Below are 24715 nucleotides of genomic sequence, written 5' to 3' on the forward strand. Positions count from 1 at the left end.
GATGAATGGCTAGATAAGCGAATAGGTGAACAGTACAAAAATCGTAATGCAAATATACGAAAAAACATATATAAAAAACTAAAAAAATGCCTGCAGGTTAGCTTAGCGCTAGCTTGCAGGCAGTACTTAGTTAACCGTAGCGACCAGAGATATAGTCTTCGGTTTTCTTCTGTGCAGGGGTTGAGAACATTACTTTGGTATCGTTGTACTCGATGATTTCCCCTAAATGGAAAAACGCCGTGTAGTCAGCTACCCGTGCAGCCTGCTGCATATTATGCGTGACTGTCACGATGGTGAACTGCTCTTTCAGTTTATCCATTAGATCTTCAATCGTTGCTGTAGAGATCGGATCTAACGCAGAAGTAGGTTCATCCATTAAAATGACATCCGGCTGAACCGCAATTGCTCGTGCAATACACAGGCGCTGTTGCTGACCACCGGATAAGGAAGTACCTGGTTCCTGTAGCTTATCCTTCACTTCATTCCATAGGCCTGCATCGCGCAACGCTTTCTCAACAAGCTCATCTTGATCTGCTTTACGACTTACTAAGTCATGCATGCGCGGTGCGTAAGCAATATTTTCGTAGATCGACTTAGGAAAAGGATTCGGCTTCTGGAACACCATCCCTACCCGGCGGCGTAGCGCCACTTCATCCATTTTTGCAGCGTTCACATCACGGCCGTCCATTTCGACCAAGCCTTCTGTATGGACGCTAGGGATCAAGTCATTCATGCGGTTTAAGCAGCGCAAAAAGGTCGACTTACCGCATCCCGAAGGGCCAATCAGCGCGGTCACGTTCTTCTGGAACAGGTCGATGTTCAGACCTTTCAGGGCTTGGCTCTTGCCGTACCACAGGTTGAGGTCGCGAACGCGAATACTGAGGTCGTGGCACGCTTGCTCGTTACGTGTATAGGGCTGACCAACGTCTGGTGCATGCTGATGATTCATAACGGGTGCTTGGCTATTCATAGTCATGTCCTCTATCGCGCTGGCTTACCAGCGACGCTCAAATTTCTTACGTAACACAACGGCAAAGGCGTTGAGTGAGATGAGTATGGTGAGTAGCACCAAAATACCGCCGGCTGTTTTTTCCACAAACGCCTGCTCAGGCTCACCTGACCAAGTAAATATTTGCGCAGGCATAACGGTGGCCGCTTCAGTAAAGGACGCACCGACATCAGGAATAAATGCCACCATACCGACAATAATCAGCGGTGCTGTTTCACCCATCGCCTGAGCAAGCCCGATGATGGAGCCGGTCATAATGCCCGGCATTGCCAAAGGCAGAACGTGATCGCGTACGACTTGCCAGCGCGAACACCCCACCCCAAAGGCAGCATGGCGAATAGAATCTGGTACGCTACGCAGCGCGGTTCGCGTCGAGATAATAATAACTGGCAACGTCATCAGTGCTAGCGTCATACCACCGGCCAACGGCGACGAACGCGGAACCCCGAAAAAGTTGATAAAGATCGCTAAGCCCAGCAAACCAAATAGGATCGACGGGATTGCGGCCAGGTTATTGATGTTGATTTCAATTGCCTGGGTGAAGCGGTTATCCGGCGCAAACTCTTCTAAATAAACGGCGGTCATTACCCCGATAGGAAACGAGATTAATAGCGTTACGATCATCGTCATTACGGTGCCGACCACGGCTGAGAGGATACCTGCGTTCTCAGCGATTTTTGAATCACCGGATCCAAAAAAGGTGGTATTGAAGCGCAAGCTCACTTGGCCCGACTCCAGTCGCTCGTCTATAGCGGCCTGTTCCTCTTCGTTTAGACGGTGGCGATGCCCTTTAATATACTGATCAGCTTCACTATTAATTAATAGCCATCTTTCTTCGGTGGTACCGAGCATGCTTGGATCATTGCGCATCTGAAGAGGGATAGTGCGCAATTCAGTACGACTTACCAATGGCACTAGGTCTTCGGCAATAGCCTGACGGGCATCGGTGGAAGCCTCTTCTGTATAATTCAACTCGGTCAGAACGTACGCCTGTTGAAAGGCTGGTAAGCCTTTGCTCAGCATGTCAGCAAAGAAGAGCACCAGAAACAGGCCTGCCAAGCCCAACGATCCCATCGAGATCCATTTAAGGCGGGCAGACTTACGGTGACGCCGCTTTAGCTGCTGGCTGATTTCGTCAAAAGTATGGCTCATCGAAACAGTTCCTCAGCGTTACAGGTTATTCACGCGGTATTTTTCGCGGAAACGACGGATCATTAGTACGGACACCAGGTTCAGCGCGAGCGTTACCGCAAACAGCACAAGCCCAAGGGCAAAGGCCGACAAGGTTTCAGCGCTTTCAAACTCTTGGTCCCCTGTTAAAGCCGCCACAATTCGCACGGTCACCGTGGTCATATCTTCCAGCGGATTAGCGGTGAGATTGGGCCGCATACCTGCTGCCATCACCACAATCATGGTTTCGCCTAGCGCTCGTGACATACCCAAGAGTGCCGCCGAAATAATCCCGGGCAGAGCAGCAGGAATGACCACGTCTCGAATGGTTTCACCTTTGGTCATGCCTAATGCCAGCGACCCTTGGCGCATACTATCGGGCACAGAATTAATCACATCGTCAGACAGCGACGAGATAAACGGGATAATCATGATACCCATTACGACACCTGGGGCGACTGCGTTATTGTAAGAAGCATCGAGCCCAAAAAATCCGGCGATATTGACAATAATGGGCGCTACCGTAATCGCGGCAAAAAAGCCGTAAACCACGGTAGGAATTCCCGCGAGCACTTCCAGTACTGGTTTAGCGACAGTGCGCACGCGCTGAGGGGCGAACTCCGACATGTAAATCGCGGAGAGCAGGCCGATAGGAACAGCGACCAGCATAGCGATAGCGGTAATCATAAAGGTACCGGCAAATAGCGGTATCGAGCCAAACTCAGCCCCACTACCATCGCCACGACCCGCTGACGCTAAAAAGCTCGCGCCTGGATTCCAAGTAGTGCCGGTAATGAATTCCCAAAAGCTGTGCATTTGGAAAAAACGCAGCGCCTCGGAAATAATCGAGAACAAAATACCAAACGTAGTGAAAATCGAGATTAACGCTGCTCCGGCCAAGACCATGCGAATGACCCGCTCAATGGCCTGCCGGGCGTGAAAATCAGGTTTAACTTGGTTAAGACTTACCATCAGCCCTATGGCTGCAATCACCAAACTCGCGGACAATAAATAGAGCGTAGGAATATCAGCGCCCATTAAAAGCAGTACAAAAGCCCCCAACGTACTCACTAGTACAGCTGGACCGGCAGTTGAGAGCACGGTAAACCAGGCGTATTGATCTGGCTGAGCAAACATCGCCGTACCCGCACTGCGTAACCGGGTGGCTTTTGAACGGCCAGCAAAAAACGCTAGCAGCCCCAGCAGTAGTAACGCACCGCAAAAAATCAGAAGAAGCTGGTTAGTCTGCATCGAATTTCTCTCGCATTACTTAATGAAATCGTATTGACGACTACTTTGGGGTAAAAACATTACAACAATGTGACAGAGGCCAATATTCGCCGTCATAAAACGAAAGGCCGACAGCTTTCGCTGCCGACCATTTTCATTTCTAACTCAGCGACTTACTTAAGAACGTCTGCTGACATTGTAGTGCGATCAGCAACCGCTTGACGCCACTCTTCACGCTCTTCTTCCGGCAGTACGATCAAGCCGATATCGCGAAGATACCCGTCACTGCCAATCATCATTTCGCTCATAAACATGTCGGCGTAGTCGTACATCGGCGGTACTTCTTCAGCGTGCTGGTTCTTGACGTAGAACCACATTGAACGCGAAACAGGATAATCACCCGAGCTAATAGCCTCTGGCGTTGGCTCAACGCCGCCAATGGTGGCACCGTTCAGCGTATCGGTATTCTCTTCAAGGAAAGAGTAGCCAAAGATGCCCATTGCGCCGGTGTCTTCGCTTAAGCGCTGAACGATCAGGTTATCGTTCTCACCAGCGTCGATATAAACACCGTCAGAACGAATTTCAGTGTAGGCTTCTTCATACTCGTCCATCTCTTCGGAAGCCACTTCCATGACAAGCTCTTCAAAAGCGTCACGGGTACCAGAAGTCGTGGGCGGACCATAGATAGAGATTTCACGGTCTGGCAGCGATGAGTCAATCTCGCTCCAGTTAGTGTAGGGGTTGTCGACTAGCTCGCCATCAACCGGCACCTGAGCGGCAACTGCCATGAAAATCTGCTCAAGCGTCAGGTCAACAACATCATTTGTGTTGGACTGACCCAGTACGATACCGTCAGAACCAATTTTAGCTTCGGTGATGTCGGTAACGCCATTCTCTTCACAGCGCTCAAATTCGCCCAATTTCATGCGGCGTGACGCATTGGTGATATCGGGCGTGCCTTCGCCAACACCATTACAGAACAGACGCAAACCACCACCCGACCCTGTTGATTCAATAACAGGGGTAGGGTTACCGGTAGTGGCACCGAACTCTTCAGTAACGTAGCTGGCAAACGGGTAAACGGTACTGGAACCTACGATACGGATCTGATCACGTGCCTGGGCAACACCGGCAACGCTCATTACGGCAGCCGCGATCACGGTCGTTTTTAGAATACGGTTCATGCGAAATACTCCTGTCGATGTAAGGTTTTGGCCTTCGCAGGTCGTACTTTGCACCGCTTCGATGACAACTTTGTGACACAGCATGACTTAACAGAAAAATTTTAGTCCGAAATACCGCATACCCCGTACTAAATTAACAGCCCCAACGCTGCTAGCGTGCATAGCCCAATCAAGGCCACTTGCAGCAGTTGCCTATTCAAACGATGAGCCACCACCTCCGCCCTATTAGTAGATAGTTGAATTATATTTATTATAACTTTATTGCTATGTAAGCGATCAGCATACTATCTATACCGCCGATAAAGCTGACCGCAAACAGCCTTGTGATATTGATTTAGTACTTAAAAATTTAGCCTTAAAACTAGACGTCAAAGATTAATCGATTAACGGCAACAACGTGTTCAAGCTATCCCGTGCATCGCCGTAGAACATACGCGTGTTCTCTTTGAAGAACAGCGGGTTCTCAATGCCAGAATAGCCCGTGCCCTGGCCGCGTTTGCTAACAAACACCTGCTTGGCTTCCCACACCTTCAACACCGGCATACCGGCGATAGGGCTATTGGGGTCTTCCTCGGCCGCTGGGTTGACGATGTCGTTGGAGCCGATCACGATCACCACATCAGTGCTTGGGAAGTCGTCGTTGATCTCATCCATTTCCAGCACGATATCGTAGGGCACTTTAGCTTCAGCAAGCAGCACGTTCATGTGCCCAGGCAGACGCCCTGCTACCGGGTGAATACCAAAGCGTACGGTTTTACCGGCTGCGCGCAGCTTACGCACTAAGTCACTGACGGCACTCTGTGCTTGCGCTACCGCCATGCCGTAACCCGGCACGATAATCACGCTATCCGCATCGTTTAAGGCGCTCGCGACACCGCCTGCATCAATGGCGACCTGTTCGCCTTCAATTTCAGCGGCTGGCCCTTGAGCACCACCAAAACCACCCAGGATGACATTGATAAAGTTGCGGTTCATCGCCTTACACATAATATAAGACAGGATCGCCCCTGAAGACCCCACCAGGGCACCGGTGACAATCAACAAGTCGTTGGAAAGCGTGAAACCAATCGCCGCTGCTGCCCAGCCGGAATAGCTGTTCAGCATCGACACCACCACCGGCATATCGGCACCGCCAATGCCCATAATCAGGTGATAGCCAATAAAGAACGACAACGCGGCCAACACGATCAGTGTCCAGAAACCTGCGCCGTTGAGGTAAAGAATCGCGAGTAACAATGAAAGCGCCGCCGCACCGGCGTTGAGCATATGCCCACCCGGCAGTTGGCGTGGTTTGCCATCGACTTTACCTGCCAGCTTACCAAACGCAATTACCGAGCCGGTAAAGGTCACCGCACCAATGAAAATCGCAAACACCACCTCAATTTGCAAAAAGGTCAGCTCGTCAGGGGCTTTTGTAGCCACCAAGGCAGCAAACGCAGAAAACTCTTGCATCACGCCATCGGCTGCTTGTGCTGCCAGCACTCGGCGACGCTCTAAGTCTGCACTCCAGGCAACAAAAACCGCGGCCAAGCCCACAAAGCTATGTAGTGCCGCTACCAACTGAGGCATTTCGGTCATTTCGACCTTGCCTGCCACATAGACACCAATCCCAGCCCCGATCAGCATGGCCGGAATCAGCCACCAGTAGCCACCAATACCAGGCCCGAAGGAGGTAAAGAACACGGCTACGGCCATGCCCACGATGCCGTACCATACGGCGCGCTTGGCTTTTTCCTGATTGCTCAGGCCACCTAGCGATAAAATAAATAGCACACTTGCCGCAATTGCCGCGGCAGATACGAACCCTTGTCCTAACATATCGTTTCTCCGCCGCTTAGGATTTTTGGAACATGGCAAGCATCCGGCGTGTCACCAGGAAGCCACCCACGATATTAATCGATGCAATCAGTACCGAAATGGCCGCCAGCACGATAACGACGCCACTGCCTGAGCCGATTTGCAAAATTGCCCCTAAGATAATGATGCCTGAGATGGCATTGGTCACCGCCATGAGCGGCGTATGCAGCGAGTGACTGACCTTCCAAATTACCTGGAAGCCAATAAAGCACGCCAATACAAACACAATGAAGTGCTGCATAAAGGAGGCGGGGGCTATTTGTCCCAACAGCAGCATGAGCGCTCCCCCCACGGCAAGCAAACCAACTTGACGCTTGGTTTGTGCTTTAAAGGTGGCCAGCTCAGCGGCTTTCTTCTCTTCAGGCGTTGGTTCTTTCTCTTTTTTCTTCGGCTTCGCCGCAGCAATCGCTTTTACTTTAGGCGGCGGTGGCGGGAAGGTGATGTCGCCCTGGTGGGTGACCGTCGCGCCGCGAATGACATCGTCTTCCATGTTGTGATGGATGACGCCGTCTTTCTCCGGCGTAAGGTCGGTCAGCATATGGCGGATGTTGGTGGCGTAAAGTAGCGACGCCTGGGTAGCCATGCGTGAGGGGAAGTCGGTGTAGCCCACTACCACAACGCCGTTATCAGAGACTACACGCTCGTCTGGCTTAGTTAAGTCGCAGTTACCGCCTTTTTCAGCGGCTAGATCAATGATCACTGAGCCAGGCTTCATGGCGGCGACCATATCTTCCAGCCACAGCTTTGGCGCGGGTCGACCAGGAATCAGCGCGGTGGTGATCACAATGTCGACGTCCGGCGCTTGTTCGCGGAAACATTCGAGCTGCTTTTCACGAAACTCGGGGCTTGAAGGCGAGGCATAGCCACCGCTTTCCGAGCCGTCCTGGCTGTCCTCAAAATCGAGGAATAGGAATTCAGCGCCCATGGATTCAATCTGCTCGGAGACTTCCGGGCGCACATCAAACGCACGCACCACGGCACCCAAACTAGTGGCGGTACCAATCGCCGCCAAGCCCGCGACACCTGCGCCGATCACCAGCACTTTAGCTGGCGGCACTTTACCGGCAGCGGTGACCTGACCCGTAAAGAAGCGACCAAAGTTGTTACCCGCCTCAATGACCGCCCGGTAGCCCGCGATATTGGCCATGGAGGAGAGCGCGTCCATCTTCTGCGCCCGTGAAATACGCGGCACCATGTCCATCGCGATGACCGTTGCGCCCTGCGCTTTACAGGTTTCCAGCAGCGCTTCGTTCTGTGCTGGCCAGAAAAACGCAATCAGCGTTTGGCCTTCGCGTAAGTAGTGAGCCTCTTTTTCCGAAGGTTCACGGACTTTAATCACCACGTCCGCATCACGCCACAGTGCTTCCGCACTTTCCACAACGCTGACGCCTGCGTCGCGATACGTGTCGTCATTAAAGCCCGCAGCAGCCCCCGCGCCGGCTTCTACTAGGCACTCATGGCCTAGCTTTTGAAGCTGTTTTGCGCTCTCAGGAGTCAACGCTACACGCGCTTCTCCCTGAGCTGTCTCTTTCGGTGCGCCTATTTTCACGTTTAATCTCCACAGCATTAATAAATCTTTATCTAGCCATCACGACTCTATCAGCGCAATCATCAACTAAGTTCCTAACCCTGCAAACAGCACCACACCCAATACAACGGCCAGTAAAAGCAGTGTTTCCAACACCATCAGGATAACCGGCTTCCATCCCACCACGGCAAGCTTCTGGAACGAGGTCTTGATACCCAGAGCGGCAATCGCCGTTACCAGACACCAGCGGGACAGTGTCGACATGCCCTCGTTGACCGCCTCGGGAATCAGCCCCAGGCTGTTGATCACCACCAGCACCACAAAGCCGACCAGGAAACTGGGCAGCATGGGCACCTTGGTCGCCCCGCTCTGTGCATGGCGTGATGCGCGAAACAACCACATAAACACCATAACCGCCGGTACCAGCATGGCCACCCGCACCAGCTTGACGAGCGTTGAGGTATCGCCTGTTTCCTCGGAAATCATATAACCGGCGCCCACAACCTGGGCAACATCGTGAATGGTACCGCCCAGAAAGATACCTGCCTGAGCATTGGCCAATGACAGCACACCGGCAATCAAGGGGTAAATCACCATCGCCACCGTTGATAGCGTGGTGACCCCCACCACAGTAAGAATGGTATTGCGCTCACTGTTCTCGTCGCGCGGCATCACCGCCGAAAGTGCCAGCGCCGCCGAGGCACCGCAGATACCCACCGCACCGCCGGTTAGCAGCCCAAGATCACGCGAAAGTCCCAGCATCCTTGCCATCACAGCGCCAGCCAGAATGACAAAGGCCACCGAAACAATCACCGTCAACACAGGTCCGATCCCCAGCTCCCCAACCTGCTCGAACGTCATCCTCGCCCCTAACAAGGCAACTCCCAGGCGCAGCACGGTACGCGCGGCAAATTCAACGCCCTCCCGGCATGCCCCCTCCTCACTCAAAAAATGCAGCGACATACCAAACAGCAGTGCATAAAGAAGCGTCGGACCGCCGTAATGGTCCGCAATAAAAGTGGTTGCCAATGCAATGGTGACGCACACCAGAAGGCCTCGGCCAATATTGCGGTAATTGCCTGTTCGCTGAATCAGTCGTGCCAACCACCCCTCCTTGGGTGTGGTCAATATAGGTGGCTTCATCTGCCAGCTCTCCTTATCTTTTCATGCGGGTGCATGTGCCTGATGCGCGGTTGGCTTGCAACCTGACGGTCAGTGCCACATCAGAGGGTGGTTATCCGTGATACCTCACACGTTACTGGTTCAACCGTGAGGCTTGAGTATCACCTTGGCCGCTGGGGTACGCCCTGCCACCAGGTCAGCAAAGGCGCTATCACCGTCTTCCAGATGGCGTACTTCTACCCAGGAAAGCTCGCCCAGCGCCTGGGAATCCAACAGGTCAACGGTGGCCCTCAAATCGGCGGATGTGTAGGTATACGCGCCCAGGAAAGCAACTTCCTTGAGCGTAATCGCGCGAGTATCCAGGCTTCCTTCGTTATCCTGTAAGCCAAGGTGCATGATCGCCCCCCCAGGCCGTATACAGTGCACCGCCATTTGGCGTGTCGGTGCTGAACCAACGCAATCAAAAACCGCGTCAAAGGCATCGGCCTCTGGCGCCTCACTGCGCGGATCAAACGCTGTCAATCCGGCTTTTTCTGCAGTGTTTCGCCTGGGCAGGTTGGTTTCAGCAACCTGTAGATGACGCCCCCCCTTGTGGCGCAGAATCAGCGCGGTCAGCAAGCCAATCGCGCCACCACCAATTACCAGCACCCGCCCTTCAGAAAGCGGCCTTGGCAGGCAGGCGGCAAGACGATTGACACCGTGCAAGGCCGTGGCGGCAGGCTCGGTAAGCGCTGCTGCTTCCGCAGACAGGGAATCAGGCAGCTCAATCAGGCAGTGACTGGGAATGGTCAGCGTTTCGGCAAAGCTGCCGGGGCGGGTCATACCAATCATGGTGCGATTGGCGCACAGGTTCTGGCGACCTTCCATGCAGTAATCACAATGCCCGCAGATAATCAGCGGATTCATGGTAACCCGCTTACCCAGCAGCGGTCCTTCTATCACTTCACCCGCTGCCTCATGCCCCAGAATCAAGGGCGGTTTTCGGCGCGGATCATGGCCATGAAAGGCATGCAGATCAGAGCCACAGATTCCTGTCGCCTGAATGCGCACCCGGGATTCGCCCTCCGCCAATGGCAGCTCCTCTGCCTCACGCATTTCAACCTGCTCCGGGCCAACGTAATACAATGCTCGCATGATACGATCTCCTCACTGGGTGAGATTATTTGGCTGTGAAACCACCGTCGACATAGAGCGTCTGCCCGGTAACGTAGCCAGCAGCCGGAGACGCGAGGAAGACAGTCGGCCCCGCAATATCGGCCATTTGGCCATTGCGCCCTATCGCGGTGCGCTCCGCCAGGTTCCCAGCGGCAGTTGGGTCGTTAAACAGCGGTGCCGTCAGTTCGGTTGGAAAAAAGCCCGGTGCAATGGCATTGGCATTAATGCCATGCTGAGACCACGCTTCCGCCATGGCTCGGGTCAGCTGTACGATCCCGCCCTTGCCTGCTCCGTAAGGAGCGCTATTGGGGAAGGCCCGCTGCGACTGCAAAGAGGCCAGATTGATAATCCGCCCATAGCCTTTCTTGCGCATACCGGGCACCAGGGCACGCGACAGGAAAAACGGCGTGCCCAGATGCAGCTGTAACGTCAACTGCCAGGAAGCCAGGTCAACCTCTTCCGCTGGCTGGCGTAAATTGACACCCGCCGCATTGACCAGAATGGTGATATCGCCAAAAGGCGCTGCCGCCCGGTGGGCAATATCATCAAGAGACTCGGGTGCCGCAAGATCGGCCACAAGGGCGGCCGCATGGCCGCCCTGTGCTTCGATTGCCGTCACGCTCTCATCAAGCGCCTGACGCCGCCGAGCCGCCACCACCACTTGGGCACCCGCTGCTGCCAGTGCTTCGGCCATGGTGCGACCCAGCCCGCTGCTGCCGCCGGTCACCAACGCTACCTGACCCTTGAGACTGAAGTCCGGCTGCATATCAGATCTCCTCGTTGATCACCAGATCAAAGGTCTCGTCCGGGTAATACTTAGCCAGACGAACATCACCGGTGCGGGCATGGCCTTCCATCCCTTCACAGCGCGACAGGCGCGCCGTTGCAGCCGCCACACTGCGGGTTGCTTCACGGCTCTGACGCTGATAACTGACAATCTTGAGGAACTTCTGGGCTGACAGGCCGCCGGTATAACGCGCAGCGCCCTTGGTAGGCAGAATGTGGTTGGTGCCGGAACATTTATCCCCGAAGGCAACCGTGGTTTCTTCCCCGACAAACAGGGAGCCATAACTCGTCAGCCGATCAACCCACCAATCGAGGTCTTCTACCTGCAATTCCAAATGCTCAGAGGCATAACGGTCGCTGACCTCCACCACTTCTTCGCGGGTATCACAGATGATGATCTCGCCATAATCGCGCCAGGCAACATCAGCGGCCTTACGCTGGGTTTCCGGGAGCGACTCGATCAAGCCAGGCATCCGCTCTGTCACCGCGTCGGCCAGCTCTTTAGAGGTAGTGAATAGCCAGACAGGAGAGTCAGGGCCGTGCTCGGCCTGCCCCACCAGATCCGCCGCCACGATATCAGGGTCGGCATTATGATCGGCAATGATGCCGATTTCGGTTGGCCCAGCAAACATATCAATACCGCAACGCCCGAATAACTGGCGCTTGGCTTCGGCAACAAAACGGTTACCCGGCCCTACCAGAATATCGGCTGGCTTACCGGTGAACAGGCCAAATGCCATGGAGGCAATACCTTGTACGCCACCCATCTGCAGAATGGTGTCGGCTCCGGCCAGGTCCATGGCATACAGAATCGCCGGATGAATGCCCTGTTCATCGCGGGGAACGGAACACGCCACCACATTCTTGACGCCCGCGACCTTGGCAGTCGCCACACTCATGATCGCGGAGGCGATATGCGCATAGCGCCCGCCCGGCACATAGCAACCAGCGGTTTCCATGGGGATCAGCTTCTGGCCAGCAAACAGGCCAGGCGAGAGTTCTGTTTCAAATTCCTGAATGCTGTCTCGCTGGGCCTTGGCAAAGCGGCTAACGCGCTCGTAGGCAAACTCGATATCTTTTTTGAGCTGCTCAGGCACCTTCTCCTTGGCCGCTTCGATCTGCTCACGGCTAACCACAATATCGCCCTGCCAGCCATCCAGGCTAAGGCAGTATTCCTTTGCCTTGCTTTCACCCTCGGCCTCAATCTCAGCCAGCATCCTGGCAACCACTTCCTGTGTCTGATCGTAGCCAGTGGATGCATTCTTTTCGGCTTTTTTGTAATAGGTAATCGCCATTTTTGTATTCCTCAACGTTGTTTTATTGACGTTTCATCAAGGTGCCAGGAGTGCTGCCTGAGACTCGAAGGCACCTTCAGGGTTAAACACTCAGAGTTTTTGTAAGCGCTTACAATTTATGTTCGCGCCAGGTTACGGCCGTTTTTCAGTCACTTCATTCAGGAAAAAACAGAGATATTAACGCCACCACAGCGACAGCCAGGGCACAAAGGCCACCAGCAGCGCGACCGAGAGCATTGCCAGTACAAAGGGGATCGCATAGCGTGCGATAGCCAGCACCGAACAGCGCGTTAACCCTGCCACCACGAACAGGTTCAACCCTAACGGCGGTGTTATAAACCCAAGCCCCAGAGTGGTAATCATCAGGATCGCAAAATGGAACTGATCCATACCGACCATTTGTGCCAGGGGCAATAAAAGTGGCGCCAGAATGACAATATTTGGCGTGGCTTCCATCACACAGCCGGCCAATACCAGCACACCAATCATCATCAGGATAATCAACACAGGCGAATCGGTAATACTGGTGATGCTACCCACCATGGTTTGTGGAATAGACAGACTGGCAAGCATCTGGGCCAACGGGTGCGCAATCGCAATGATGGGTACTATCACCCCACATACCCGCGCCGAGGATTCCAACATACGTGGAATATCGCTCAGTCTTAAGGTGCCCTGCTTGAAACCGACCAGCACAACGACCACAACGGCCACGGATGCCGCTTCCGTGGGCGTGAAGATGCCCGAATAGATACCGCCCAGAATCACCACAGGAACGAACAGTGCCCACCGCGCATCCCAGACTGCATGTAGCCAGTTACGCAGTGAAAAGCGCTCATGGCCCTTTTCAAAGCCGTGCATGCGGTTAAGCACCACATTGGTCAGCATGATGGCCAGCATGACCAGAATACCGGGAATAACAGCGGCCAGAAATAACGTGGAAACGGGCATACCCAGCACTAGACCAATCACGATATAGGCAATCGAAGGCGGAATCAGAATACCCGTGCAGGCACCTGCTGCCACCAGCGCACAGGCTGCGGGCAGCGGATAGCCTCTTTCCACCAAGCGGGGAATGGTCATCCGCCCAACAGCCGCTGCACCGGCCGCATCAGAGCCGGAAATACACGCGAAGAAACCACACCCCAGGGTGGTGGAGCTGCCCAGGCCACTGCGAAAGCTGCCGACAGTGGCTTGCGCCAGGTTCAAGAGTTTATCCGAAAGACCCGAGCGCACCAGCGCATCCCCGGTCAGAATAAAGAGTGGGACGGCAATCAGTGCAAAGGCGTTGATGCCTTCAAAAAGCGACGCGCCAAACACGGACAAAGGCAACGCTTCAGTAAACGTCATTGCCGCCAATGTACCCAGCCCAATCGCCACCCAGATGGGTACACCCAGCGCAATCATGGCGACCAGCCCCAGGATGGGCAGAAAAAAGCTCCACCCTAGATCCGCTGCCGCGGGTTGGTAGGTCATAAATTCCATAACGAATTCCCTCAGTCGAACAGCTTCTGGCCGTCAAAAACAGGTTCACCACGACGCATGCGGCGAATATCAGCCAGCATGGACTGCACCACCCGTAACACCACCAACGTAAAGCCAAGGGGCACTGCCGCCAGGAAGAAAGCCTGCGATACCCGTAGACCCGGTGTAATAGAGCCAAAGTTGATCGAGGTGAGAATAGGGCCAATCGATAGCCATAACGCCCAGACCGCCAGCACCAGGGTAGCAATATCCGCCAGCCACCAGGCCAGACGCTTCATCTTGGGGCCACCCAGATTGACCAGCACATCAATACGGATATGCGCTCGATCCCTGACGGCGGCCGCCGCCGCCAACCAGGCCAGATAGATAAAGGCGTAGCGGGCAACCTCCTCGCCCCAGGACGAGGAGTAATTCATGACAAAGCGCCGGAAGACTTCAATGGCAATCGTCAGGATGATGAGCGCATAAAAGGTCAATAGCAGCCAGCGCTCTGCGCTACGGTCGATCTTGTCGCAACGCAACCGGAAAGCCCGCCACTTGGACATCTTAGCTGTTGCTGTCGACGTAGTAGCCATTGCTTTCCTCCGTAGCCGCCAGTAGTTGCTCAAAGACGTCCATTGATCCCGCCAGTTCCAGCTTGGTCTCGTCCCAATCCGACAGCTGGTGGCCACAGCGGTCACGCCACTGTGCAATTTCGTCATCTGTCGGGTTATATACCTCGACACCCGCCTGACGCATCTGGTTGTAAGCGTATGCCCGCGCCGCAGGCACCTTAGCCAGATTTTCACGGAAAGTGGTTTCAGCCGCCTGCATCACGCCATCCTGAATAGGCGCTGAGAGGGAGTCGAACCATTCCTTGTTGCAGGTATATACCTGGGCATCAGCGACCGACTGGATAGTGGAGATACTCTTCAGGACATCCGTAAAGCCGAAGACCAGCAGTGCCTGAACACTCGGATCAAGTGCATCTGCAACGCCCTGCTGCATGGCAGATGAGGTTTCGCCCCATGCCACTGGTGTCGGGTTTGCCCCTAGCAGGCGGTAAACCTTCTGCAGAATCTGCGAGCCAGGAACCCGGAACTTGATACCTTCAATGTCTTCCGGCGTTCGCGCCGGGCCATCCAGCAGCCCCTCGCGAACCGCCACTGTGCGCGGGTCGATACATATATAGTTGAGTACTTTGAAACCACGTTCCTCAATCTTGTTATGCACCACATTCTGCCAGGCAGATGATGTCACCAGATTAATCAGGTTCTGGTTATTGCCACACCAGTAAGGAATATTGATCAGATCCACTTCCGGGGCAAAGGCCGCCAGGTTGGCCATGGAGTGCTGGGCAATCGCTACCGAGCCGTTCTGAACCTTGCTGATCAGGGTATCACCAACACCCAACTCGCCCGCTGGCGCCAGCCTGACGTAGACCCTGCCGCCGGTAAAGTTCTGCAGGTTTTCCTTATAGTTCAGCTGCATGATCGGGTACGCACGAGTCGCGCCTACCCGGTAACCGGTTGCCAGGACAATGGTCATCTCAGCAGCGGCCTGAAGCGCACTTTCTTCCTGAGCGGTTTGCGCCAGAGCCTGTTCTGAGAACAGCGTCCCACCCACGGCAGCGACCACGGCGGCGCTAAAACCATAGCGTCCTGCCGCCAACATGAACTGACGACGCTCTGGTAGGCTAGGTTCACCAGAAACACCCGGTTTAAATATATCGAAACGGTTGAACAGAGACATCAGCGTGCTCCTTGTACTTGTTGTTAAGGTACTTATTGTTAAGCCTTTAACAGGCCACGTCATGCGTTATGGGAATGTCGGGCTTCCAGCTTCAAACAGGCAGAGATAAAGACACCGGTGGCCGCCACGAGCAACATCGCTTCCTGGGCGGCGGAAAGCTCCACCAGGCCGGGACTGAAACGCTGGAGGGCAACATTCAGAAAAAAGACGACAAAGAGACCAAAGGCTACCCACATGAGTACCCCTAACCCCTTATTACCAGAAGGTTCTTGAGATGGATCAGACATACATTGACTCCTCAACGCTTGTTCTTGTAATTATCTTTTGCCTGTCAGATTTTCTTATTCAGCCTTGTCGGTCACCTTTGCAACTAGCATCTTTGCACCACATCCAGTACAAATTGTTATGTAAGCGCTTACAAAGCTGTATCCTCAAACTAGACTCATATAGATGAGTTGTCCAGAAAAAATTTCATCTATTCTTGCTATTAAGGTAAGGCATCCCAGAAAAGCCGCAGCAAAGGAAAAAATGCTTTATGAACAACAAACTACAAAATGCTTTACTGGCAGATGTAGCACGTGAAGCAGGCGTTTCCACGGCCTCCGTATCACGGGTGCTTAACCGGGCACCGCATGTCAGCAAGCCACTCCAGGCACGGGTTGAGGCTGCCATCGCAAAGCTGGGCTATGTTCCCCATGGCACGGCGCGCGCCCTGGCCTCACGGCGCATAGGGGCTATTGGCGTCCTGGTGCCCACCCTGGATAACCCGATTTTCAGCATTGCCATCAACAGCCTTGAACAGCGCCTTAAACATCATGATTGCCGTCTATTGATTGCCACCTACCGCTATGACCTGGATGACGAATTCGATGCCCTGCGAACTCTCATTCAACAAGGCGTCGATGGCATGGTACTGATCGGCCATGACCATCGCCCTGCCGTCCTGACCACGCTTAAACGCCGCAAGATGCCTTTTCTGAGCTGTTGGCATGGCCTCCACGACGCTGACTGGCCATGTATAGGCTTTGATAATACGGCTCCCTCGAAGGCACTGGCCGAACACCTACTGGCACTAGGGCATTCCCGCCTGGCGGTATTGAGCGCCCCCGTCACCAGCAATGACCGTGCCCGGGCACGCCTGCAAGGCTTTATTCAGGCCGCCGAACAGACCGGATGCCCCATTCCTGACAGCCATGTCATGACCGTCGAGTATGGCATTGCTGAAGGCTTTCAGGCCTTTGATGCTCTGATGCAACTTCAGCCCAGGCCAACTGCCATACTTTGCGGCAACGACACCCTGGCGTTTGGCGTGCTGCTGGCGGCCCAGGCGGCCGGAATCAATGTCCCCCAGCAGCTTTCGGTCACCGGTTTTGATGACCTGCCGCAGGCACGTTTCATGACGCCCGCCCTCACCACGGTGGCCGTACCCGCCATTGATATCGGGCACGGCGTTGCCGATGCACTGATTGCCCGTATTGATGGCGAAACCCCGCCCCACCAGCAACTGCTTGATGCCCCTTTGGTGCTGCGCGGGTCTAGCGGCCCGGCGCCACCTGCTGGCTAGCTTGAACCCTGTTTAGCTCTGCCCGGCAAACGCAGCATGCTGTTCAAGGGCCGCCACCAGATCAGTGGACAGCGTGACAGTGTCATTTTGTTCACGGCGCAGTTGAAAACGCCGCTCACCGGGAATCCGCACACCTGGCTGGTCGAGCATTGCCGCAAACAGGCTTTCGGCGTGGCCAACAAAGCCTTGAGAAAAACGCTGCGGGTCAATCAGTAACATCAGCTGGGCAATCCCCGGCGGCTCGCCTTCAGCCTCGAAAAACGAGCTCGCCTGGAAGCCAAAATTGCTGCCTGTCAGACCCGCTGTCAGTAACTCCACCATCAGCGCCAGCGCGGCTCCCTTGGCATCGCCAGCGGGCACCATGCTGCCTGCAATGGCAGCATCCGGGTCAGTGGTCACACGCCCTTCGGTATCCAGCGCCCAACCTTCGGGGATTGGCTCGCCCTTGATCTTGGCCAACATGACCTTGCCGCGAGCGACCTTGGATAGAGAGAGATCAATCAGCAGCGGGTCACCGTCACGGCGCGGGCAGGCAAAGGCAATCGGGTTAGTGCCAAACAGAGGCAGCTTGCCACCCCAGGGCGCCATGGCAGACGGCGCATTACTGAACGCCAGCGCCAAATAGCCACGGCGGGCAGCGGCTTCCACTGGCGTACCGGCCACCCCAAAATGATGAGAGTGCGCAATAGACACCGCCGCTATACCCGCTTGCGCCACGCATTCATAGCCAGCCTCAAGGCCGCGCTCTACCGCCGGAAACGCCAGACCATGCCGAGCGTCTACGCGCACCACGGCGCCGTCGGTTTCTACCTGGGGAACCGCGGAGGCATCCACCTTGCCACTGGCAGCCTGATCCAGGTAGAACGGTAGCCGTGAAAGGCCATGAGACGGCAAGCCATCGCGCTCTGCTCCCAGCAAGGCTTCGACCGTCGCCGCCGCTTCAGCCTCACCAAAGCCACGGCCATGCATGGCCGCCATTGCCAGCTCACGCGCCTGATCCACACTGATGACGACATTGTCACTCATGCGCCTACCTCCGTAGCATCGAGCACACCACGCACGTTATCGGCGGTCATCTGGCTGATACGCGCGTTGGATTCCTCGGTGACCCCGGCAATATGCGGAGTAAGCACAAGATTCGGCACGCCTTCCAGCACCGAGCCGCTTGGCAAAGGTTCCTGCTCGAACACATCCAGCAGCGCCCCGGCCAGCCGCCCCTCACGCAGCGCGGCTGCCAACGCGGCTTCATCAACAATACCGCCACGGGCTGCATTCACCAGCACGGCGTTGTGCTTCATGCCGTTCAACGCCGCCTTATCCATCAGATGATGAGTTTCATCGGTCAAAGGAACGTGCAAGCTGACCGCATCAGACACTGCCAGCAGACTCTCAAGGCTTGCATGGCGCTCTACACCCGCCCATTCAGGCGCCTCTGCCGGCAGATGGGGATCAAAAGCCACAACCTGCATATCCAGGGCCAGCGCGCGCCGGGCGGTTTCCCGGGCAATAGCGCCAAAGCCGACCAGCCCCAGGACACATCCGCTGACTTCTCGGCCAATCAGCGCCTGACGCGGCCAATCGCCTGCCAGCATGGCCTGGCTGGAAAAATATGCCTGACGACGCAGCAACAGAATACCGGTCAGCACGTACTCGGCGACCGAGCTCCCATTGCCGCCATGCGCCGGCTTCACCGCGACATTTCTCGCCTTGCAGGCCTCCATATCGATATTATCCAGCCCTACCCCCAGGCGCCCGACGACCTTGAGTCCATGGGCTGCAGACAGTAAGGCGTCATCGACCTGGGTACGGTTGCGCACAATGATGCCATCAGCATCCGCAAGCGCTTCAAGCAGTGAGTCGCGGTGATCTACCAGGGTTGTGTCGTAAACGACCTCAAAGCGGTCTTTAAGATGATCAACAGCCGCTTCATCCATGAATTCAGATATCACGATTTTGGCCATGAGTACTCCTGTACGCCTGTTTTTGTTGCCGGGCCAACCCCGGTAGAAAGGGTAATATGCTGCTTACATCCACCATCGCCCCAGCGGTAAGGGAACGTTGAGCAGCAGTGCAAAAAGGGTGTAGAAAAACGCCACCAACAGAGCTCCTGTCAGCAAGTGGCTGATCAGCCGTTTACGGGTCCACTGTTCATATTGTGCTACCGCCATCAGTATGACGAAGCTAACTAACCCGGTCAGCAGAAAGCCTACCCATGGCATAGCCAGCGCCCAGACGGTCATCGCCAGCACCAGTAGTACCCGCCGCAGGGTGGAGCCCGTCTCCCGCTCAGTGTTGCTGATCACGCCACTGATCATAAGCTGACCGATACGTAAGACACCGGCCAGCATAGTGACAATCGCAATAGTGATCGGAAAAATACTGCCAAGCTGGCTCATTCCCTGGCTTTGCCAAAGACACGCCGCGCCTAAGGCAATGAACAGCATCGGCATTATGTACTCGGAGCGTGCCGAACATGCCGCTTGAATCCTGGGAGCCGCCTTGTTCCTGGAAAGCGTCTTCGCCATCACAGCACCTCCTGATGAGCATCACCGGCAGCATTTTGTTGACGCTGACGCCGCGCCTTAATCATTGGATAAAAAACACTGACTAGCGATAACGCGATAATCGTCAACGAAATAGGGCCACCAAAGAACGTCATGCCATAGGAGCCGCTGGCACGTCCGATTAAAAAGCCTTGTACGAACCCTTGTTCAGCGATGGGACCGAGAATCAGCCCCAGCACAATCGGTGAAGGCTTGAAGCCATAGCGGTTAAGCAGCCAGCCGATGACACCTAGGGTCAGCATGATGATCACATCGCTAATACTATTACGAATTGCATAAGTGCCAATCACCGTCATGAAGGCAATGGTAGGTACCAACAGCGCCTTGGGAATAGTGATAATAAACTTGAACGCGTAGCGCCCAATCATTAGCCCCAACGGCAACAACAAGCAGGTGGCGATGAACAAGCCAGCAATAAAGGTGTAGGTAATACTGGCATTAGTGGTGAAGAGTTCCGGTCCGGTGCGGAAGCCCTGAACCAACAGCGCCCCGAGGATAACAGCATCCGGTGGCGTGCCAGGAATCCCCAGCACCAGGGTGGGAATAAAGCCCCCGCCTACGGTGGCATTGTTCGCCGCCTCGGTGGCCAGCACCCCCTGAGGGTTGCCCTTGCCAAAGGAGCTGGAATCCTTGGCAGCGCGCCGAGCCTCTGAGTAGGACACCAGGCTGGCAATCGAGCCGCCCGCGCCGGGCAGAATTGCCACCCCGGTGCCGATGGTGGCCGAACGCAGCAGGTTAAGCTTGCCTATCCAGGCATGCTTGAGCCCTTCACGCAAACGAATGCCGCGCTGTTCCGCATCCACCTTGAGGTGCGATTCAGGGGTGGCCACCAGATCAATCAGCACCGGAATACAGTACAGGCCAATTAACGCCGACACCGTTTCAATGCCTCCCAGCATCACCTGGGAGCCAAAGGTATAGCGAATATCGCCACCGATCACGGCGACACCGACGGTAGACAGCAAAAGCCCGAAACCCGCGCCCATAAAGCCTTTCAGGGTCGAGCCTTCAGATAGCGCCGAAATCAGCGTCAAGCCAAAGATGGCCAGCCAGAAATACTCCACCGGGCCAAAGCTAAGCGCTATTTGGGCCAGCAATGGCGCCAGGGTCAACAAGGCCAGCACACCGACAAGCCCGCCCACCACGGACGCCAGCGTCGAGAGAGTTACGGCAAGGTCGCCATCACCGCGCTTGGCCATCGGAAAGCCATCAAAGGTGGTGGCGATCGCCGAAGGCGTTCCCGGTGTATTGACCAGAATGGCCGAATAGGAGCCGCCATAAATAGCTCCGGTGTAGATGGCACCCAACATGATGAGTGCCGATTCCGGCGTCATCCCGAAGGTCACCGGCACCAGTACGGCCACCGCCATGGTGGCCGAAAGACCTGGCAGCGCCCCGATAATGATACCCGAGGCAACGCCGAGCAGCGCCAGCCCTAGGTTGAGCGGTGAAAGCGCGCCTAATGCATGGCTGAAAATATCCATACGATTCCTCAGCAGGAGCAGGGATTAATCAATCAGGCCCAATTCACGCGCCGACGCCTCATAGACATCCATACGCTCAGACATGAAGGCATCCATTTCATCGACGGGAACATCCATCAGTACAAAGCCCAGGTCTTCCATCTCCTGGCGGAACTGAGAATGTTGATTGATCTGCTGAAAAATATCAGAGAGCTGCTGCTGGATCTCGACAGGTGTGCCGTCTGGAACCGCCATGCCGCGATAAGCACCGCCTACCATGTCATAGCCCAGCTCCTTAAAAGTAGGCACATCCGGGAACATGGGATGACGTTCCTCAGAAGCCACCGCCAGCATGCGCACCTTATCATCGTGGTTGGCCGCTACCGTGGTGTAACCCCATTCGGCTTGCACCTGCCCGCCCAACAGCGCCGTCACCGCTGCGCCAGTGCCCTTGAAAGGAATATAGGTGGTGGTGACATCTGCTAATTGCTGGAAGCGGGTGTTGGCAACATCATTGGCGCTATAGGTGCCGCTGCCGGAAAAAGTGACCGCCCCGGGCATTTCTTTAGCCGCCTGAATCAGGTCATCCAGGGTTTGGTAGGGGCTTTCATTGCGCACCAGGATGGCATCAGGCGAATAGTGGAAATAGAAAAAGTTGTTGAGATCTTCAGTGGCGAAACCCACATCCTGCCCCATGGGCTTGAGGATGATATGGGGTAGATTGGAGCCCATGATAGTATGACCATCAGCCGACATACCCGCCAGCTGAGACCAACCCACGGCCCCGCCGCCGCCCGGCATATACTGTATAACCAGCTGCTCACCGGTGATTTCTTCAAAGTACTTTTGCTGCAGCCGGGCGCTGATATCAGACTCACCGCCAGGACCAAAGGGAATCACGTACTGGATGTCTTTCGATGGAAACTCGTCAGTCTGAGCCATGGTAAAAGCGCTGACGATTGATAGCCCAAGACCGGCTGCAAGGCCGATGGATAGAGAGATGCGCATGGTTCGTTCTCCAAGTATTGTATTTATCGTTGTCAACTTGCGAGCAGCGTTTGTGGCACTGTCATCAGGCCAAAACATGTATCAGAAAAAAGAGCTCCTGGTGTTACTGCGTCATAGTGAATAAATGCAAAAACGCTCCACCCAAGGATGGAGCGCTAACCCGTCATCAGGCGCTTTCGTAAAGACGCGTCATGACAAACTCACGATGGCCCAGCGCTTCAGCCGCTGTCAGGCGACCATTGGCGGTACGCACCATCATTTCCAATAACGCATCACCTGCCTGATTCATATCCATTTCCCGGCGCAGCAGATGCGTTACATCCACATCAATATGCTCGCTCATGGTGCGCAGGGTGCGTGGGTTGGCACACAGTTTGATGACCGGCAGAATCGGGTTACCGATCACGTTGCCCTGGCCAGTCGGGAAGAAATGCACCACATAACCGGCTGCCGCACACAGGGTGACCATCTCGGCCGCCGCTGAAGAGGAATCCATGAACCACAGGCCCGACCCGGTAGGCGTTTCGGCTTTATCCAGCACCCCATCGACCATACAGCGCTTACCAATCTTCTGAATGTTACCCAGCGCCTTTTCTTCGATAGTGGTCAAGCCGCCTTCAATGTTGCCCTTAGTCGGCTGTGACTCGGACAAATCACTGGTCTTGTAGCGATCAATCATGTCGCTGTAGCTGTCGAACATCGCCTGGAACTGCGCACGCACTTCAGGGGTGGCACAGCGTTCTGCTACCAGGTGCTCACCGCCGGTCAGCTCGGACGTTTCGCCGAATACCAGGGTGCAGCCTGCATCATAGAGCTTGTCGAACGCGTTACCTGTGGTCGGGCAGGAAGCCAGGCCAGAAGTCGTATCAGACTCACCGCACTTGGTCGAAACCCACAGCTCGTTGATATCGCATTCTTCACGCTGCTGCTCACTAGCGTACTGGACAAACTCACGCGCCTTTTTGGATGCCGCACAGATAGTGTTGTGATCACCGTTCTGCTCAATCCAGAAGCCTTCAACAGGCTTGCCGGTTGCCTTGATACCGTCGACCACTTTGTTGGTCCAGCCCGGCTCAATGCCAATCACGATCACTGCCGCCACATTGGGGTTGCTGCCAATACCAATCAGGGTACGGAAGTGCAGATCAAGATCCGGGCCAAACTGCAGACGGCCATAGGCATGCGGCAGCGCCATAGTGCCCTTGATGTTATTGGCAACGGCTTCGGCAGCAGCGTTGGAGATATCGTCTACCGGCAACACGATGACGTGATTGCGAACACCGACACGCCCGTTCTCGCGACGATAACCCAGAAATTTGCGACCTTGGATTTCCATCTCTACCACCTCTTTGTTTTAACGTTGTGGACGTGCAGGTGCTCGCCTTTCTTGATCGGCTTGATAGCGCGGCCGATATCGACGCTGTACTTCATTACCGCATCGCTTTCTGCCAGATCACGAACGGCCAGCTTGTGCCCGATCGGGATAGGGTCACTAACGGTGCACGTAATTGTCTGATCACCTTGCATGACCCAGCCTGTCAGTTCCTGACCCGCCTGAATCCCCTCGACCACCGCAACGCCAACACTATCGTCGGCATCATGTACTACGAAGTCGATACTCATGATGTCTCCTCTCATCGTTGTGAAACCACAACTCATATATATGACATATGATAGATGATAGCAAGTCCTCTGTATGTTTTTTTGGTATTATTGTTTCCAGCAAAGACCGTTACCGAGCGCAAACCATTGATGGAAGTGGCTGCCCTATTAGCAATACTTTAAGGAAAGGAACATGAACGACCAGCCAGCACCCAGCTACCGCCCGCTGTATCAGCAAATCAAGGAAGCCCTGCTATCACGTATTGTCTCGGGCGTTTGGCCACCGGGCACTTACATCCCCAGCGAGTCTGCTCTCTCACAAGAATACGGTGTTAGCGTGGGCACGCTGCGCAAGGCCGTTGATGCGCTGGCCAACGAGCACGTGGTTATTCGTCATCAGGGGAAAGGCACTGTCGTTGCCACCCACGACAGTGATCGTTCGTTGTTTCAGTTTTTTCATTTTGTGCGCTTTGATGGTTCACGCTCACTTCCGGTTTCCCGGGTACTGCAGCGCAGATGCCGCCAGGCCACGCTAGAAGAAGCCCAAGCGCTTGAAATTGAGGAAGGCACCGTTGTTGTCCATATCCAGCGCATCAGGGTGCTGGACGACGTACCGGCATTACTGGAAGATCTGGTGGTGGATGCCAAGCGCTTCCCGGCGCTAGAAAATGAACCACAGACATTGCCCAACACTCTTTATCAGCTGTATCAGCAGAAATTCAGCCAGAGTGTTGCAAAAGCGGAGGAACGCTTACTAGCCGTTGTCGCTGGCCAACAGGAGCAGAAACACCTGGGCGTGGAGATTGGCTCACCGCTGCTTGAAGTCCGCCGGATTGCCCGAGGCCTGCAAGGCGAAGCCCTTGAATACCGTGTTTCACGCTGTAACACCCAGCACCACTGCTACCTGAACGAGCTGTGACATAGGCTAAGGGGATTAATTTGCTCAAACAGGCGCTGGCATC

Annotated in this window: 24 protein-coding genes; 3 read left to right on the top strand and 21 right to left on the bottom strand. The window is 55.0% G+C overall.

Annotation, left to right across the window (positions count from 1 at the left end; all coding sequences use genetic code 11):
- Window positions 1-130: 130 nt before the first annotated feature.
- The 14 genes from pstB to M0220_RS01585 all read right to left on the bottom strand — a co-directional run bounded on the left by pstB (window position 131) and on the right by M0220_RS01585 (window position 15839).
- Window positions 131-970, bottom strand: coding sequence for a phosphate ABC transporter ATP-binding protein PstB (pstB, locus tag M0220_RS01520; protein ID WP_264018487.1), 840 nt, complete (start codon window positions 968-970; stop codon window positions 131-133).
- 24 nt (window positions 971-994) lie between these two features.
- Window positions 995-2161: a phosphate ABC transporter permease PstA gene (gene pstA / locus M0220_RS01525; protein ID WP_030070327.1), complete on the bottom strand. Its 1167-nt coding sequence runs from the start codon at window positions 2159-2161 to the stop codon at window positions 995-997.
- 18 nt (window positions 2162-2179) lie between these two features.
- Window positions 2180-3430 carry a phosphate ABC transporter permease subunit PstC gene (gene pstC, locus M0220_RS01530; RefSeq protein WP_030070326.1) on the bottom strand — a complete coding sequence of 417 codons (1251 nt, stop codon included), beginning with the start codon at window positions 3428-3430 and terminating at the stop codon, window positions 2180-2182.
- Between the two features lie 152 nt (window positions 3431-3582).
- Window positions 3583-4593, bottom strand: coding sequence for a substrate-binding domain-containing protein (locus tag M0220_RS01535; protein WP_030070325.1), 1011 nt, complete (start codon window positions 4591-4593; stop codon window positions 3583-3585).
- A gap of 375 nt (window positions 4594-4968) precedes the next feature.
- Entirely contained in the window at window positions 4969-6411 is a 1443-nt protein-coding gene (locus M0220_RS01540; RefSeq protein ID WP_030070677.1) for an NAD(P)(+) transhydrogenase (Re/Si-specific) subunit beta, read from the bottom strand.
- A 16-nt stretch (window positions 6412-6427) separates the two neighbouring features.
- Window positions 6428-7999 carry a Re/Si-specific NAD(P)(+) transhydrogenase subunit alpha gene (locus tag M0220_RS01545; RefSeq protein WP_264018488.1) on the bottom strand — a complete coding sequence of 524 codons (1572 nt, stop codon included), beginning with the start codon at window positions 7997-7999 and terminating at the stop codon, window positions 6428-6430.
- A 66-nt stretch (window positions 8000-8065) separates the two neighbouring features.
- On the bottom strand, window positions 8066-9121 hold the full coding sequence (locus M0220_RS01550; protein ID WP_264018489.1) for a YeiH family protein: 1056 nt from the start codon (window positions 9119-9121) through the stop codon (window positions 8066-8068).
- A gap of 120 nt (window positions 9122-9241) precedes the next feature.
- Window positions 9242-10234 (bottom strand): alcohol dehydrogenase catalytic domain-containing protein, encoded by a 993-nt coding sequence (locus M0220_RS01555; protein ID WP_264018490.1) that lies wholly within the window; start codon window positions 10232-10234, stop codon window positions 9242-9244.
- Between the two features lie 25 nt (window positions 10235-10259).
- Window positions 10260-11021: an SDR family NAD(P)-dependent oxidoreductase gene (locus M0220_RS01560; protein ID WP_264018491.1), complete on the bottom strand. Its 762-nt coding sequence runs from the start codon at window positions 11019-11021 to the stop codon at window positions 10260-10262.
- Between the two features lies 1 nt (window position 11022).
- Entirely contained in the window at window positions 11023-12336 is a 1314-nt protein-coding gene (gene hisD / locus M0220_RS01565) for a histidinol dehydrogenase (protein ID WP_264018492.1), read from the bottom strand.
- A gap of 177 nt (window positions 12337-12513) precedes the next feature.
- The gene (locus tag M0220_RS01570; RefSeq protein WP_264018493.1) at window positions 12514-13821 is read right to left on the bottom strand and encodes a TRAP transporter large permease; all 1308 of its coding nucleotides are present in this window, start codon (window positions 13819-13821) and stop codon (window positions 12514-12516) included.
- Window positions 13822-13832: 11 nt separating this feature from the next.
- Window positions 13833-14396, bottom strand: coding sequence for a TRAP transporter small permease (locus M0220_RS01575; RefSeq protein ID WP_264018494.1), 564 nt, complete (start codon window positions 14394-14396; stop codon window positions 13833-13835).
- A complete protein-coding gene (locus M0220_RS01580) occupies window positions 14368-15552 on the bottom strand; it encodes a TRAP transporter substrate-binding protein (protein WP_264018498.1) in 1185 nt (394 codons plus the stop codon). The genes M0220_RS01575 and M0220_RS01580 overlap by 29 nt, the downstream gene beginning before the upstream one ends.
- Window positions 15553-15611: 59 nt before the next feature.
- Window positions 15612-15839 (bottom strand): hypothetical protein, encoded by a 228-nt coding sequence (locus tag M0220_RS01585; protein WP_264018499.1) that lies wholly within the window; start codon window positions 15837-15839, stop codon window positions 15612-15614.
- A gap of 248 nt (window positions 15840-16087) precedes the next feature.
- On the opposite strand from M0220_RS01585, the gene M0220_RS01590 reads away from it, so the two are divergent.
- Entirely contained in the window at window positions 16088-17116 is a 1029-nt protein-coding gene (locus M0220_RS01590) for a LacI family DNA-binding transcriptional regulator (RefSeq protein WP_264018500.1), read from the top strand.
- Window positions 17117-17128: 12 nt separating this feature from the next.
- On the opposite strand, the gene M0220_RS01595 is transcribed toward M0220_RS01590, so the two are convergent.
- The 5 genes from M0220_RS01595 to M0220_RS01615 all read right to left on the bottom strand — a co-directional run bounded on the left by M0220_RS01595 (window position 17129) and on the right by M0220_RS01615 (window position 22151).
- Window positions 17129-18142, bottom strand: coding sequence for an Ldh family oxidoreductase (locus M0220_RS01595; protein ID WP_264018501.1), 1014 nt, complete (start codon window positions 18140-18142; stop codon window positions 17129-17131).
- Window positions 18139-19077 (bottom strand): hydroxyacid dehydrogenase, encoded by a 939-nt coding sequence (locus tag M0220_RS01600; protein ID WP_264018502.1) that lies wholly within the window; start codon window positions 19075-19077, stop codon window positions 18139-18141. Before M0220_RS01600 ends, M0220_RS01595 begins: the two co-directional genes overlap by 4 nt.
- A gap of 63 nt (window positions 19078-19140) precedes the next feature.
- On the bottom strand, window positions 19141-19641 hold the full coding sequence (locus M0220_RS01605; protein WP_264018503.1) for a tripartite tricarboxylate transporter TctB family protein: 501 nt from the start codon (window positions 19639-19641) through the stop codon (window positions 19141-19143).
- Window positions 19641-21164, bottom strand: a complete 1524-nt coding sequence (locus M0220_RS01610) for a tripartite tricarboxylate transporter permease (protein WP_264018505.1) — start codon at window positions 21162-21164, stop codon at window positions 19641-19643. The genes M0220_RS01605 and M0220_RS01610 overlap by 1 nt, the downstream gene beginning before the upstream one ends.
- A gap of 24 nt (window positions 21165-21188) precedes the next feature.
- Window positions 21189-22151 carry a tripartite tricarboxylate transporter substrate binding protein gene (locus tag M0220_RS01615; RefSeq protein WP_264018506.1) on the bottom strand — a complete coding sequence of 321 codons (963 nt, stop codon included), beginning with the start codon at window positions 22149-22151 and terminating at the stop codon, window positions 21189-21191.
- Between M0220_RS01615 and M0220_RS01620 the strand changes: the two genes are divergently transcribed.
- A complete protein-coding gene (locus tag M0220_RS01620) occupies window positions 22150-22275 on the top strand; it encodes a hypothetical protein (protein WP_264018507.1) in 126 nt (41 codons plus the stop codon). The two genes, M0220_RS01615 and M0220_RS01620, sit on opposite strands and share 2 nt — an antisense overlap.
- 42 nt (window positions 22276-22317) lie before the next feature.
- On the opposite strand, the gene M0220_RS01625 is transcribed toward M0220_RS01620, so the two are convergent.
- Together M0220_RS01625 and M0220_RS01630 are read right to left on the bottom strand one after the other, a co-directional pair.
- A complete protein-coding gene (locus M0220_RS01625; RefSeq protein ID WP_264018508.1) occupies window positions 22318-23487 on the bottom strand; it encodes a UxaA family hydrolase in 1170 nt (389 codons plus the stop codon).
- Window positions 23488-23489: 2 nt separating this feature from the next.
- Window positions 23490-23774 carry a UxaA family hydrolase gene (locus tag M0220_RS01630; protein WP_264018509.1) on the bottom strand — a complete coding sequence of 95 codons (285 nt, stop codon included), beginning with the start codon at window positions 23772-23774 and terminating at the stop codon, window positions 23490-23492.
- Window positions 23775-23946: 172 nt separating this feature from the next.
- On the opposite strand from M0220_RS01630, the gene M0220_RS01635 reads away from it, so the two are divergent.
- Window positions 23947-24672: a GntR family transcriptional regulator gene (locus M0220_RS01635; protein WP_264018510.1), complete on the top strand. Its 726-nt coding sequence runs from the start codon at window positions 23947-23949 to the stop codon at window positions 24670-24672.
- Window positions 24673-24715 lie beyond the last annotated feature (43 nt).

This window comes from Halomonas qinghailakensis (assembly GCF_025820815.1).
Taxonomy (GTDB): Bacteria; Pseudomonadota; Gammaproteobacteria; order Pseudomonadales; family Halomonadaceae; genus Vreelandella; species Vreelandella qaidamensis.